Genomic DNA, 14,662 nt, shown 5'->3' with positions numbered 1-14,662 from the left:
CCACGAACCTGCTTAACCAACAGAACTATGGATCGGCGAATTTTGTTGGTTAACACGGAGAGAGTCGATGTCCTACGAACCACCCTCCCCACCAGCAAACCTCTCGACGGAAATCGTCGACGCCCTCAACGAAGCCACACCGGAACATCTTCGGGACGTTGGTCGCTACGCCGAGGCGTTGGCCGAACACAAAGAGCGGGAAACTCGTCTCAAGGAGGAGGCGGACAACGCCGACGTCGAGGAGCGACCAGATGACCTACCGGACGACGTCCCGGCAAAGGCGACGATCACGATCAAGGAGATCAACAACAATCGCTACTACTACTGGCAGTGGCGGGACGGAGAGAAGATTCGTTCTCAGTACCAGGGTCCGGTCAACCCGGACGAGTAAAATTCGATGATGGAGGACACCCACCCCACGTTTCCGTCGTAACTGGATGTGGGTGAAGGGGGTGACACTGTTTTCGATTGGATCACACCCCCCGCGTTTCCGTCGTAACTGGATGTGGGTGAAGGGGGTGACACTGTTTTCGATTGGATCACACCCCCCGCGTTTCCGTCGTTTCTCCACGACGGCGTAGGGAGAGGCTATGATAGTGCTATGCAGCTACTAATTATGTTGACCTAGAACCAATCTAGAGGTGAACTAACTTCTGGAACACATAGATTAAAGTAGCAAAGCTGAGAAATGTCCATTAAGTGTGCTTCGACCAAGGAGGGGACGAAGTACTTCGCCCCCTCAGATGAAACAATCCTTTCCAGCTGCTTCTATAGACGGCCAACTTTGGACGGCTAGGCGGCTCTCGTCTTTGGTATCTCGTCGTGCACGTCTTCTTCGAGTCCCCACCCCACCTATTCAGTGATTACGACGGAAACGTGGGGTGTGTGGGTTCGGGATTCGACATCGAGGCGACGCTTCCGTCTACGGGTTTCCTATCTCACGTCGGAAACGCGGTTATATTATCAGAAATGCAATACTACCGTATTACGGCTTTTTCCCACTGATATCGGACAAGGAACGTCGGAAACGTGGGGTGGCGTTCTCCACTAGATTTATACTCCCCCCACTCACACTGTGTGATATTCAATGACGCCCGACTCTTCATCCAGTTCTGTCGACGATCCACTCTTTGAATCCGGGCATCGTATCTTCGCGAACAAGGACCTCCTGAAAATCGGCCACGTTCCGGAAGCTGACCGGATCGTCGGTCGCGACGAGGAGATCTCGAAGCTCGCGAAACGTCTCAACGGTGCTGTCCACGGGTACTCCCCGGAGAACGTGATGATCTACGGGAAAACTGGGACCGGTAAATCTCTCGTTTCAAAACACGTCTGCCAGCGAGCTCAAAATGCCGCTCAGGATGGCGTCGAGATTGGAACAGCGTATATCGACTGTGCTGAAGACAATACTGAGACTCAGGCGGTCTCCTCACTTGCTGCGAAGCTGAACGATGAATCTACGACTGGAATCTCCGTCCCCCATACCGGCCTCAGTACGTCGAAATACTACAAACTCCTCTGGAAGACGCTCGACGCTCAATTCGATTCTGTGATCATCATCCTCGACGAGATCGATTTGATGAACGACGACAGCGTGCTGATGAAGCTCTCGCGCGCTGAGGAGGCGGGGAAAATCGACTGTAGCGTCGGTGTCATCGCGATCAGCAACAAGATCCAGTACGTCGACAACGTGAACGAGCGCGTGAAAAGCAGCTTCCAGCACAAGGAACTGTTCTTCAAGCCATACGACGCTAACCAGCTCCGGGAGATCATGTTCAATCGCGAGGACGCCTTCCAGGACGGCGTCCTTTCCGAGGACGTGATTCCGCTCTCGGCGGCCTTCGCCGCGCAGGAACACGGCGATGCTCGGAAGGCGATCGACATTCTTCGCCACGCCGGCGAGGTCGCCTACGAGGCCGGAGCAGAGCAAGTGACGGAGGAACACGTCCGCCAGGCACAGCAGCACGCCGAAAAGGACCGGTTCAGAGAACTCGTGAATGGCGCACCCACGCAGGCGAAGGCGGCGTTGCTGGCGCTCACAGAACTGAGCGTCAACTCCAACGACGCTGCCTTCCTGACGAGCCGCGTGTACGACCAGTATGAGCGGATCTGCAATCACCTGGACATGGACATCCTCTCCGTTCGCCGGTTCCGCGACATCCTGAAAGAGCAAGCCTTCCTCGGGGTTGTCGAAATCGAGAAGATCAACAAGGGGAGTGCGGGCGGCATCCATCTCCAGAACCGACTCATTGAAGATCCTCAGGTCGTCCGCGAAACGATTCTCGAGGACAGCCGGATGCAGGACTGGACTCGCGAGTAGTGACCTCCTACTACTGAGTGGGGGCAGACGACGGAAATCTGGGGTGGGGCGTGCGGAAACGACGGAAACGAGGGGGTCGAAAATTACGTCGGAAACGTGGGGTTGGTTCCAAACGACGGAAATCCGGGGCTGGGCGTGGAGTTTGTTATGACGATTCGTCGCCGGCACCGAATGAACTCAAGACGGCATTTCTATCGGCTGAGAGCCCTCGTCAATGTCCGTCCGGTCCCATCCGAGTGGTGACAGCACGCTCTCGACCGCTCGGATCAGCTGTGTCTCGTAGTACGAGGAATCGTACGACTCTATCTCCTCGTGGGCGAGGGCGACCCGCTCTCGCGAGGTCTTCTCGTCGTCGTCGACCACATATTGGATATCCTGTCCAGGGTGGACGGCTAGGTCTTGGTCGCGAGCCCGTTTCAGGGCCGCCACGTTCTGGGTGTTCTGCGTGTACCCCTCCAGCGGCTTGGAAACGCGATTCCGTTCGACGAGGTGCTTGATCGGAACCTTTCCCATCGGCTTGTAGAACTCGTGGCGCCAGGAGTTCCACGGGACGAGCACGCCGCAGTCGTGGGATTCACAGATCCGAATCGTGGTCAGCACGTTGCCGATAGATGCCCACACCAGCTCCTGGGCGGATTTCTTCGAGCGCGAGACGAGTTCAAGGACTGGGTTTGGATGGTGCTCAACAACGAGGGCCGAATCGACGTAGAGATGACGAACGGTGTCCGTGACGAGGCACAGGAGCGGCGTCTCATCGAAACGCAGTAATTGGCCTTTCATCGAGCAATATTCGGCTAACGACACCACCCGGATCAGAAGGTCAAATTCCACGCCACCCACGCCACCCACACCACCCACGGCTCGCTCCACATGGACCGCGTCGACGAGCTGTTCGGTGATGAAGCTGCCACTGTGGTCGACCACCTAAATACCGCCTGAACTGCGAGATTCTGCAGCAGGTTTATGATTCCTGATTCTGTATGCTGTATCTGTATATGAAAAACGGAATCCTCACCGCGGCAACCTACGTCCAGAAAGGGGGCGTGGGAAAGACGACGACGGCAGCACACGTCGCTGTTGCCGCGGCTCAGAACCATGACTTGAACACGCTCCTTATCGACCTCGCAGGGACACAGAACGACCTCGCGACCCACTTCGGCATCTCCATCGACGAGGAGAGCATCGACGCACCGATCTCGGCTGTGTTCGGCGACCAGTGGGAGCTCATCCGCAACGGTATCGACAACGTCGTCGAGCGGATGACCTTCGACACGGGCGAGGGTCCGGTCCTTATCCCGGCCGACCCCGGTCTCGGAGCAGCTGACAACAACCTCGCGAACGTCCCGCGCGAGGAGCGTTACGACCGGCTGGCAGACTTCATTGCTGAGGACCTCGCGGCCACGTACGACTTCGTACTTGTTGACCTGCCGGGGAAGGAGGACAACATCGCCATCTCCGGCCTCTACGCGGTGGAGGACGTGATTGCTCCGCTGCGCCCCGGCGCGTTTGAGCGTAACCAGCTTGAGAATCTCGAGGCTGATCTGCAGGAGATCCGTGACGCCTACCCGGTCGATCCGCGGCTCGCGATGGTGTTGCCGACGATGATCGACCGCCGGACCACGCAGTCCTCGGAGTTCGTTGCGGACATCCGCGAGGCCTACCCCGATATCGCAGGCCTGCAGGTCGTCTCGACGCAGAACATCGGCGATTACCAGGAGGCGGGGTCGACGCTGTTCGCTGTCGACGACGACGAACTCTACTCTACCGGGCAAGAAGCCCTCGACGCGTACAGTACGGCGACTGACCAGCTGCTCCAGACTCTTCGACAATGACTGACGACACTCCCGACGCCGAGGAACTGCTCCAGCAGTCCAAGACACAGAAGCGCCACGAAACCGACCCGGCCGACATAACTGTGGCCGACGAACCGACGCTCGTCGACGCCGTTGCCGACGCCTACGCCAGCGACATCTCTGAGAACCTGACCATCCGCGACGGCAACCTCGCGGCGCTGTTCGCCGGGCTTGAGGAGACGGGCGAACTGGAAGCGGTCATCGAAGCGGCTGCCGACGAACTGGACCGCGACCGCGACGGTACAAGCAAGGCCGAGGCGCTACGGCTGCTGGTTCGAGTCGCGCTCGGCGAGGTGGCCCCAGAGACGCTTGAAGCCGGTGCCAAAGGCTACCAGCAGTTCCGCGAGTCACAAGACTACGAGTTCTGAAACCCATTTCTGAATCTCTTTACCGAATCCATATTCTGGATACATATACTGTATCTACTTCTGCTACACAACTTGGAGGAGAATCTGGATAACCCCGAGGACGGCGACGACAACGGCGAACGCTACTGAGAACCTTGGTACTTCACCGGCCGCTCGTGAACGGTTTCGTAGTTCTCGTGGCCACATACTGAGAACGAATACGGCACGTCATAGTGATTCTCTGTCTGATTATAACAGAATGAGTGGGTCGTTTCCGGAAAGAGCTGAGATTCTTCTAGCTTATCTACTCTAATCCTTGTGCTGTAATACGATCCCGCTTCGCCGGAATCCTGCGTTTCCGGAAATTCTTGAATGAAGTATCTGTGACTCCGTGATTCACTGATCGACGTCTTGCTTGGCGAGTTCGCGAATCTTCATTATTCCTGGAATCTGTGATTCATTGATTCAATCACCAACCAAGCAATGACCACGGAAAAGTCGGTGGGTGATGTTACGTTCTCTCTTCGAAGGCTTCGTCCAGTTGTTCTTGCATGAACTCGCGCCGGACTCGACGAGAACGCGAGTCAGAGAGGTAATTTTGCATCACTACCCGAGGATCGCTACTCCCCTGCTCTGCAGCGATTTCGTCGACGCCTTCGAGTACACCTTCGAGGACTGCAGTATAGGTATCGTACCAGAATCGACGGCAAAGCTGCGGACTCGGACGCTCACCCTCGATTCGCTCGGGAAGACCTGCTTCCAATGCAAGATTTTGGAACCAATTACGAATCGTATCGCGTGTCACGTACGGCGTTTTTCCCTGTGAGGATGGGAAGAGATATCCAGCCCACGTCTCATCTTCAGCTAGTTCGTCGATTTGGAAGTCAAACACGTCCATTCCGTACAGGAGAGACACCTCACCGGGCCCGTTCTTACGGCTCTTGAACATGATGAAGGGGACGTCGTCTTCAGGAACATCACGGTGGAACTGCGAGACATGGAGTGCTGCGACCTCACTCGCTCGAAGTCCCCAGCCAGCTAACGCCACGACGAGCAGTTGTTCTCGCGTTGTCCCCGCCGCCTGCATCAGCTTCCGAATATGACTCGCCGAAAGGGACGGAGTGGGTGAATCTTCGACTTCCCACTTAAATTCGTCGTAGAGACCGCTTGCAGGGTTCATCGAGGCGATCCGCCGACCGACCAGATGCTGATACCAGGCGTCGACAACGCGCCGCACACGCTGGAGAGTCTGGGCACTGTATTCGCGTTCGGTTCCTTCGTTCAACCAGTCAAATGCTGCATAGCACGCATCAACGGCTTCGTAGGCTGGATTCTCTCGGTCTCGTTGAATCGGTGTGAGGAGGTCGTTCGTCCCGTTCGCCTCCTGGTAGGCACGGACGTAGAGGTTCAGTCGCGTTCGGAGTGCGTCGACAGAAGACGACGCCAGACTGTATCGTGATTGCCGCCGGCTGAGGAACTGTTCGAGGGCGTCGATTGTTGCATCATCCGTTGTTTCCCATGTGTATCCCTCTTCATCGTCACCGAGCTCAAGGTCTTCGTCCCAGAACTCTCCGAATGGGCGGTCGTGATGGCGACGGAGAGCCGCGAGGAATGACCGCGCATCGTGATCCCGAAACCACTGGTAGGTCGGCTTCTCACTTCTCGAATCGATACCCTCTGCTTCGAGGCAGGGGGCGATCTCGTCCCAGTACAGGTCCGTGAAGGCCTCAAGTGAACACGAGGTCCATCGGACATCATCGAATGATGGCATCCGCTCAGCGTTGATCTTGTCCTCCTGCTCGGCATCCGATCGACTCATTGTAGCGCTCTCTTGGGGACTCGACCGTCCGAAATTGAATTGGTGCAGAATTCGGTTAGAAGCCTAGTCGCGGCCCAGTATGGCAATTTTAAGAGTGACATATTCGAGTTGTTCAGCGTTTCAGTCGGATTCATTATAATTTTGTGGGTTCGGCTGACTGCTCCAGTCTGCTAAACCCACGTCAAAATCGCTGAGAAAACGCATGGTAAGCATAAACTGCATGTTGCGATACAGATTTTTCTGCGTGGAAGTCCACTAGTTTCACGAGATAGCGGCTACAACGGCGAGCGAGAACTATTTTTAATCGCAGACAAGAGTGTGAATAAACCCAGCCATCAGTACCATTCAAAGAAACAGCCAGTTATGCCCGAAAAACAGCGAAAATCACCACCACTGAGCGGTGTTGCCACTCACGAGAATCGCATTCTCAATCCCCCAAAATGCTAGTCGGGAGGGTCTAACCCAACGATATTGTACTCCTTCGCAATCGTCAGGAAGAGGTCTGCTGTCACAAGGGGTTTGTACTCAAACTCAGACTCCGCTAATAGCTCCAACTTGACTAGCAAATCAGTCAATCTCCACACGTTGTACAGCGTGCACGCGTATAGGAAGTTGAAAAACCGATACTCAGGATTCATCGACGTAGTCCGAACACGGAAACTCTTGATTTGCTTAAATCCGTTCTCAATCCCCCACCGGTGCTTGTACTTACGCAGAACACGACTCACCATGTGTGCCTTCTCCGTCTCTGACATAGGCTCCTCACCATTGTCACTGTTTTCTGGGATTTCAAGAGCCGGGTGATTCGACTCGAACAACATAAACCGGTCCTTGTCCTCCTTATTCCCCGGGAGCTTTCGCTTGTCTTCCTCGTCTCGGACCTCATCAATCACGTCACCGAACAGCTGCTCGATCTCTTCCGCATCTGAATCCTTTACTTCTGAGAACTCATGTAGCAACTCTTGGCGCAGCTCATCCTTATCGTTTGACTCGTTGTCTCCATCCTCACTATCGGTCTCATCTGAATCATCATCGCCATCGTCACCGGTTCGCTCAGCGTTTATTGCAGGGACATACACACGCTTCCGAACAACACCCGCTTCCTCATCGGAATCTTCCTCACCAGACGTGAAGTCCGTAAGCGTCGTTCGTCCTTCGTCCGTGCTGCTGTCGGTGTCTTCGTCACTCTCAATATGAATGAGTTTACCCTGACGGCGAAGACGGGTACACGTTGCACGTTCACTGGTCCTCATTTTACCCGGATTCAAATAGTAGACCTCGTGATCATCACATACGTCCTTGACTGCATCGTGAGCGAATTCCCGGTCCATCATTGCCATTTCGACATCAACGAGATCCGTTGCACTCTCCAGTAACCGATCAACGATGGTAGCACGCTTCAGGCCACGGTGAACCGGAATCGCATCAAGTACAAGCGGGATATCTAATCCGACGATTTGGACGCTTGCCCACTGGAAATAGAACTCTGTGGACTTTTTATCGTCGTTTTTGTAGCCGAGTAGCCACTTGTTTGTCACATTCCCAGCCTCGTCAGACTCAATTTTCTTTTTTGTACTGTACGGGTTCGATTTCGTGATATCAATACTGACCAGGACCCCTCCAACGAGTTCAGAATCACGGCGAGCACGCTCAATTAACTCTCGTGTCGCATCACGATGCATCTGACGAGCATCTGTCGGGCCAATCTTGTGCAAGTGGTGGCGATGAGTACTGCCAGTCTGTACACGTTCGCGTGTGGTATCTGCAGCAAAGTTCACCGTCCCATCCTCCGCGTACATCTCTTCACGCGACCCCATGAACGCGTGTGCTTCAAAGAACGCGTTCTGATGGATTTCTGTATTCTTTCCACGCGGCAACTGATAATTCTCAGTCACCATTGGTTTCGCTTGCTTCCAGACATCCCGTGTTTTTGCAATCGTCCGGTCTCGGACTGTCAAATCATCCTGTGCGACTGCATTTGGAGCGTCAACACTCGGGTCGGGGTAGAACACCTCATCGGGAGCAGGGACACCGTGTTCTCGTGCTACGTTGACAAGCACTTGGCCGATGGTTCGGACGACTTGCTTGTGGTCGTCTGAAAGTCGATTCTCGTTCCAGACTCGCCAGAGCGTAGTTTTCGATGCAAGCCCGTTTCCGAACCCTAGTGCAGCTACTAACTCGGTGTTATCGTCAAGGTAGTCGTGGAGTGCAGTTTCGCCGCCCCAACCTTTGACGATTCGAAGAAGGTGCGCCTTCAACAACGGTTCTGGAGGTTGCTTGAAATGCCAGTCAGTGACATCGTACCCGAACCCTGACGGGTCGAGTTCTATGTGGCAGATCGCTTCTTCCACGTCGGTATGCTCAGGATGAGAGAACCATTCCTCAATGAATGCAGCAGCATCCCAAGCGAGCGGCCACGGGTCGTTATTCACTGTATCGTGGTTAGTCGAGTATGGCCACTCCCGATGGGACTCAGACAGAGAGTCGAGAACCGCTTGTTTTGAGTCGGGAGTGGCCGTCATGAGTTGATAGGGTAAGTTACTTCGAATCGAAGTGTAATATTCGGGGTGTCGTTTCCGAAAGTCTGTCTTAACCTACGTGACGGGGTGATAAACGCAGACTGCGTACAGGAGAGTCCAGTTTCCAAAAAGATCCAAATCGAAGTTTACTGTGTTTTGAGCGTCGTTGTGATTAGAAGAAAGTTTGACTACAAGTGAGGATAAGTAATGAAGTGTGATGCATGGCAGACACGCTTAGGGGGTTCTTTGAATTGCGTGGCGCGATGGGTCTCTTAGTGGTGCTGAAGGGAGAGGCAAAGCAGTTCAAGCACTTGAACGAACGATTGCATATTAGTTCGTCAACGCTGACGAAGCGTATTGGGGAAGCGAAAGGCCTCGGATTGATTACCCCGGAGATTGATGATCGGGAGACATCGGTGAACAATCTGTATCGGATTACAGAGCGTGGACAGTACGTTGTAGCGAAAATGGAGCGATTGGATATTGTCCACGCGTATCGAACGATGCTCAGTACTTCACAAAGCCGCTTAGTTAGAACGTCTGCTTGCTGAAGGTGTGTCTAAAACCAAACAAGCAGACGGTGAGATCCACGAGGACCAGCTTCTTAACTTTCTCGTCAACCGCCTTGACGAGGAAGTTTCGCTCTCGTTAGCCAATAACGCTGAAATCACTGCTGAAGACATCTATGAGGTCCTCGTCGGCGCTTGCGCCGACGGGACCTCTGTCTCTACGCTCTGTGCGTCGAGCCAGAACTCACCCGCTGGGAACACGGTCCTCTACCATCTTCGGACGAAGTTCGAGCCGGAACGGCTCGAACGAGTCGCTAACACGCTCCTGCGAAAGGATCTCGATGAATTGCTCCCCGAACAGGTGGAGGTCTGCGCAGACCTCCACCTGCGGCCCTACTACGGTGACGAAGACGACACAGACGGCCTCTATCACTCGGTAGCGAAGCGTGGAACCACTGCGTTCCACGCCTATGCCACACTCTACGCGCGTGTGAAGAACAAACGCTACACGCTGGCGGTACGCCGTCTCAAAGACGGCGATACCGCAAGTAGTGTCCTCGCTGAGTTCTTCGGTGTCCTCGACGGCCTTGACGCCGGGGTCAAGGCCGTCTACCTTGATCGCGGATTCTACGACAGTAAGTGTCTCACGCTGCTTCAGGCGCACAATTACGCGTACGTGATCCCGATCATCCGGTGGGGTGAGGCGATTCAGCAAGAGCTCTCGGAAGGATGGAGTCGCGTCATTCAGCATGATCTGACGGGGAAACTCGACGGTCACAGCTGGACCGTCGATTTTCCCGTCTACATCGACTGTACGTACCTAAATGGGAAGTATGACGAGAACGGTGTGGCGCGTCACGGCTACGCCGCTGACGCGCCGTTCATCGACTCACCACGGGACGCTCGATACCACTACTCGAAACGCTTCGGTATCGAGTCAAGCTATCGCTTGTTTGAGCAAGCGATAGCGACAACGACAACACGAGATCCAACGGTACGGCTGCTGTACGTGGTGGTGAGTCTCCTCTTACAGAACGTCTGGCGGTACCTTCACTACGAGTATGTGGCGACGCCCCGCCGAGGCGGGCGTCGCCTCTGGTGGTGGCCGTACAAGGAGTTCGTCAATATGATTCGACGAGCTGCGTGGACGGCCCTCGCGGTGCGTCGGGCCGTCCCCGCGAATCGGCCACCTGACGACCGATTCCACCGCTAACCACCGACCGAGCAAGCCAGCGGAGTGAGTGGCGACGCTGTCGCGTCGGCGGCTGACCGCCGCCGACAGCGACAGCTCTCCGTCGATCCGTCCGTAATTCTCTCGTCGAGACCGTCAGTACAACCGCTTCGACACAGAACTCAGGCCGCAGAAACAGCTAGCCGAGGATGCTTTGTGAGGTACTGAACCTGACCAACCTCGCATACGCCCGAAACGGCGAGACGATCTCCGTAACTGTTGTTGGGTCACCAGGGACGGCAGACGAAGAACAGAATACCGTAACTCTCGCTGGAGATACTGAGTACACGCTTTCATGGGGCCAGCCCCATACGGACTTCCAGGTCCGGATCAACCTGGAGTCCAGCACACCGCTGACGACCCCGACCGTCACGCAGGTAAACATCACCGGGTAACTGGAACTACAGGTACGGCTGGTTTCACTGAGGAAAAGACGTACCTGGATATGCCTCCGGGGCCCACCGAACCTTTATCGCCCTTTGCCCAAAAATACAGGCAACTGAGTACTCCATGGCAGAAGACACGTCCACATTCACCACGAAAAAACAGGGAATGGCGAGCAGTGATGAGTTCAAGTGGGGAGAGGGCGGTTCGTCGTGGGAAGAGGAAATTAACGAGAGCAACGGGTTCGGCATGAAGAACGGGAACGTCACGATCGCGCGGCCACCAGAAGCTGCGGTGAGTGTAGACGTATCGACTGGTGATCTCGATACGACGTTCTCGTTTGATGCGACCGGCACTACCGATCCAACAGATACGTCAATTTCGTACGAATGGGCATTCGGTGACGGTACAACAAAATCCGGGGCTGGTGACACAGTCTCTCACTCGTTCAGTACTGTTGATTCCTTCACTGTCACAGTTACCGCGACGAACGAGTACGGGAATACAGACACAGCCTCGGTCACGGTCACTGTAGAATCGCGTCCGCCAACGGCCTCGTTCACCGCAGACCAAACAACCGGAAACACAGACACGACGTTCTCGTTTGACGCAAGTGGTTCGACCGATCCCGATGGAGAGGCGTTGGCATACACCTGGAACTTCGGAGATGGGGCGACTGAAACTGGAGAGACGACGCCTCACTCGTTTAGCGAACCCGGAGATTACACAGTCGAGCTTATCGTTGAAGACGAGTACGGGAACACGGACACAACGACTACACCAGTCACGGTTAATTCGCGGGCCCCGGATGCGTCGTTCACTGTTTCCCCGTCTACTGGTGATGCTGATACCTCGTTCTCGTTCGATGGGAGCGGATCGAGTGACCCTGACGGGTCCACGATCACGTACGAGTGGACGTTCGGTGACGGCGCAACCGCAACCGGAGAAACCACGCCGCACTCGTACGCGACTCCTGGTACTTACACGGCTGAACTGACCGTCACGGACGCGTACGGAAACTCCGACATAGCAACCACTTCAATCACGGTTGAATCTCGGAACCCGGACGCATCGTTCACTACTGACTCGACCACCGGTAATGCGGATACGACCTTCGCATTTGATGGGGCTGGTTCGAGTGATCCGGATGGTTCTACGCTCACGTACGAGTGGGCATTCGGTGACGGTGCAACTACGACCGGCGAAACGACATCACACTCGTACGCTGATCCTGGTGACTACACCGTTGAGTTGACTGTTACCGACGAATACGGGAACACCGATACGGCAACCAGCACTATCACTGTCACCTCCCGTACGCCGGATGCCTCCTTCACAGTTGACCCGAGTACCGGGACCGCTGACACCTCGTTCTCCTTCGACGGGAGTAGCTCCTCAGACCCCGATGGGTCCATGCTCACGTACGAGTGGGACTTTGGTGATGGCGCAACAGCCACAGGCGCGACGACGTCACACTCCTACGGCACGCCGGATGTGTACACGGTCACGTTGACTGTTACAGACGAGTACGGAGCCAGTGCATCTACTTCGAAGACTGTGGAAGTGAACGATCTACCCTCGGCTAGCTTCACGTACTCGCCGAGCGACCCGACAACTGACGACACGATCTCGTTCGATGGCTCTGGTAGTAGTGACTCTGATGGAACAATCAGTTCCTACGCGTGGGACTTCGGAGACGGAGCAACTGCAACAGGAAAGACCGTGTCTCACCAGTATGCAGACTCGGCAACGTACACCGTGGAGCTCACTGTCACTGATGATGACGGTGACTCTGATTCGACGACCAGGAACCTGTCTGTTGAGGCTGGCGGTGAACGGACCAGCGGGATGAGCCAGTACATTCACGAGGATCCAGAAGCATCCACCTCATTCTCCACGAACTCGAACAACTGGCAATACGACATCGACCTGGACGGGACTGGCGGCGGCGGTGAAATCATGGTCGGGACAACCGGCGGGCAAATCGACCTCTCGGATGTGGAAACCGTATACGTTGATTGGATGCTTGACTACGGCGGCCGAGGGGCAGTTAACATCGGGATTGACTCAACGCTCTCGAACATTCACGATGAGAATGTTGATGGTGGAAATCTTGATGCCTCCTACCAACACAAGAATTCCAGTAGTTTCTCCCGACGCACAGATAGCCTGAACACGTCTGGTATCAGCGGGACCCGGCATATCGGTGTGGGGCTGCAAGCTTCGTCGTCGGGGTCCTACGATCACAGGTTGTACGTCTACAGCATATGGGGCGTCGATAGTAACGGAAACACTGTGTTCACGATCGTGATCCCGGACTCGATTAACTAACGGCCCGGTTTTTCGAGTGTAATCGCGTTGGAGTGAACGAGTTTGCAGAGGTTCAGTGTTCATAGTAGTAAATGAATTGCGTGAATTCACTGCCCACCCGCGATAACAGGGGCGAACTTTTATATTCATTAGGGGTGCACACTCTTTCAGAGTGGTTCAAGTAAACCGCCTTTGAACAACAACAATGCAACGACGCAAATTCCTCATTGGAAGTGCAGGGGCTGTCGCTACCGCAGCGTTCGGCTCTCTGGCCTATACAGAAGCAACAGTGAACCGGAGTGCAAACGTCAGCGTTGTCACAGACGACGACGCAAACGCCGCGCTCCTGTTCGATGCACAACTCGGCACGTCCATCAACGCCGACGGCCAACTCGTCGTGGACGGGCTCTCGAACCTCAACGGTGGCGGCGACGCCTACGCCACGCCTGACGGGACGTTCGTCTTCGGGGACAGTGCATCCCCTTCCACGACGTACGCGTTCTCGATGACCAACCAGCTCGCTTCCTCGCGGGCGTTCGACGTGGCCATCAACAACCTCGCACCGTCGGGTGCTGATCTCGTGATGACGTTCTACGACGGGACCGGTTCGCAGATCGGGCAGGCTGACTCGGCAACCGACGCAACGGGTATGACGCTCTCTGCGGGTTCCGCCGCGTACTGCGTTCTCGAAGTCGTCACGGACGTGGACACCACCGCAATCACTGGTGACATTGTCATCAGCGCAGCCTAACCACCTAACAAATAATTCACAATGCAACGACGAAAATTCCTAATCGGCACGGGCGGGGCGATCGCTACCGCAGCGTTCGGCTCCCTTGCCTACACAGAAGCAACCGTGAACCGGAGCGCAGACGTCAGCGTTGTCACAGACGACGACGCAACCGCCGCGCTCATGTTCACTGCACAGACCGGTACAAGCATCAGCGGAGACGGCCAACTCGTTGTCGATGGTCTTTCGGACCTGAGCGGCGGCGGCGACGCGTTCGTCACCCCCGACGGGACGTTCGTCTTCGGTGACCATGCCGCGCCATCGACGACGTTCGCCTTCTCGATGACCAACCAGCTCGCCTCCTCGCGCACGTTCGACGTGGCCATCAACAACCTCGCACCGTCGGGTGCTGATCTCGTGATGACGTTCTACGCCAGCGACGGTACAGAGATGTCCGTTGCAGACAGTTCAACTGATGCAACAGGCATCACGCTCGCCGCTGGTGCAGTCGCGTACTGTGTCCTCAAAGTTGTCACGGACGTCGACGATACGAACATCACTGGCGACATCCAGATCAGCGGGCAGTAACCCCGCTGGTCTTACTGAATAGAACACAACAAACACAATGATAACTCCAAAC

11 protein-coding genes and 1 pseudogene are annotated in these 14,662 nt (G+C 55.4%); 9 read left to right on the top strand and 3 right to left on the bottom strand.

The window, feature by feature from the left end; all coding sequences use genetic code 11:
* The first annotated feature begins 67 nt into the window (after positions 1-67).
* Together HLAC_RS14030 and orc4 are read left to right on the top strand one after the other, a co-directional pair.
* Complete coding sequence (locus tag HLAC_RS14030) at positions 68-391, top strand: DUF6788 family protein (RefSeq protein ID WP_012659215.1); 324 nt, start codon at positions 68-70, stop codon at positions 389-391.
* 696 nt (positions 392-1,087) lie between these two features.
* Positions 1,088-2,320 carry a DNA replication protein Orc4 gene (orc4, locus tag HLAC_RS14025; RefSeq protein WP_012659214.1) on the top strand — a complete coding sequence of 411 codons (1,233 nt, stop codon included), beginning with the start codon at positions 1,088-1,090 and terminating at the stop codon, positions 2,318-2,320.
* A 145-nt stretch (positions 2,321-2,465) separates the two neighbouring features.
* Here the strand turns inward: orc4 and HLAC_RS14020 are convergent.
* Positions 2,466-2,815, bottom strand: a pseudogene (locus HLAC_RS14020) (hypothetical protein); the annotation flags it as partial.
* A gap of 500 nt (positions 2,816-3,315) precedes the next feature.
* Between HLAC_RS14020 and HLAC_RS14015 the strand changes: the two are divergent.
* The gene (locus tag HLAC_RS14015; protein ID WP_049933879.1) at positions 3,316-4,152 is read left to right on the top strand and encodes a ParA family protein; all 837 of its coding nucleotides are present in this window, start codon (positions 3,316-3,318) and stop codon (positions 4,150-4,152) included.
* Positions 4,149-4,541: a DUF8115 family protein gene (locus HLAC_RS14010; protein WP_012659212.1), complete on the top strand. Its 393-nt coding sequence runs from the start codon at positions 4,149-4,151 to the stop codon at positions 4,539-4,541. Before HLAC_RS14015 ends, HLAC_RS14010 begins: the two co-directional genes overlap by 4 nt.
* 490 nt (positions 4,542-5,031) lie before the next feature.
* Here the strand turns inward: HLAC_RS14010 and HLAC_RS14005 are convergent, their stop codons facing one another.
* Together HLAC_RS14005 and HLAC_RS14000 are read right to left on the bottom strand one after the other, a co-directional pair.
* Complete coding sequence (locus HLAC_RS14005) at positions 5,032-6,339, bottom strand: tyrosine-type recombinase/integrase (protein WP_012659211.1); 1,308 nt, start codon at positions 6,337-6,339, stop codon at positions 5,032-5,034.
* 443 nt (positions 6,340-6,782) lie between these two features.
* The gene (locus HLAC_RS14000) at positions 6,783-8,861 is read right to left on the bottom strand and encodes a transposase (protein WP_012659210.1); all 2,079 of its coding nucleotides are present in this window, start codon (positions 8,859-8,861) and stop codon (positions 6,783-6,785) included.
* Between the two features lie 218 nt (positions 8,862-9,079).
* Here HLAC_RS14000 and HLAC_RS18860 point away from each other — a divergent pair, with 218 nt between their 5' ends.
* The 5 genes from HLAC_RS18860 to HLAC_RS13975 all read left to right on the top strand — a co-directional run bounded on the left by HLAC_RS18860 (position 9,080) and on the right by HLAC_RS13975 (position 14,610).
* Positions 9,080-9,409, top strand: coding sequence for a hypothetical protein (locus tag HLAC_RS18860; protein ID WP_197690643.1), 330 nt, complete (start codon positions 9,080-9,082; stop codon positions 9,407-9,409).
* Positions 9,410-9,413: 4 nt separating this feature from the next.
* Positions 9,414-10,580 (top strand): ISH3-like element ISHla1 family transposase, encoded by a 1,167-nt coding sequence (locus tag HLAC_RS13995; protein WP_009486633.1) that lies wholly within the window; start codon positions 9,414-9,416, stop codon positions 10,578-10,580.
* A gap of 528 nt (positions 10,581-11,108) precedes the next feature.
* Entirely contained in the window at positions 11,109-13,313 is a 2,205-nt protein-coding gene (locus tag HLAC_RS13985; protein ID WP_012659208.1) for a PKD domain-containing protein, read from the top strand.
* 184 nt (positions 13,314-13,497) lie between these two features.
* A complete protein-coding gene (locus HLAC_RS13980) occupies positions 13,498-14,043 on the top strand; it encodes a hypothetical protein (protein ID WP_154018583.1) in 546 nt (181 codons plus the stop codon).
* A gap of 21 nt (positions 14,044-14,064) precedes the next feature.
* Complete coding sequence (locus tag HLAC_RS13975; RefSeq protein WP_143420281.1) at positions 14,065-14,610, top strand: hypothetical protein; 546 nt, start codon at positions 14,065-14,067, stop codon at positions 14,608-14,610.
* Positions 14,611-14,662: the final 52 nt, after the last annotated feature.

Origin of the sequence: Halorubrum lacusprofundi ATCC 49239 (assembly GCF_000022205.1) — an archaeon.
GTDB lineage: Archaea > Halobacteriota > Halobacteria > Halobacteriales > Haloferacaceae > Halorubrum > Halorubrum lacusprofundi.
This window is presented reverse-complemented; position numbering and strand designations above follow the sequence as displayed.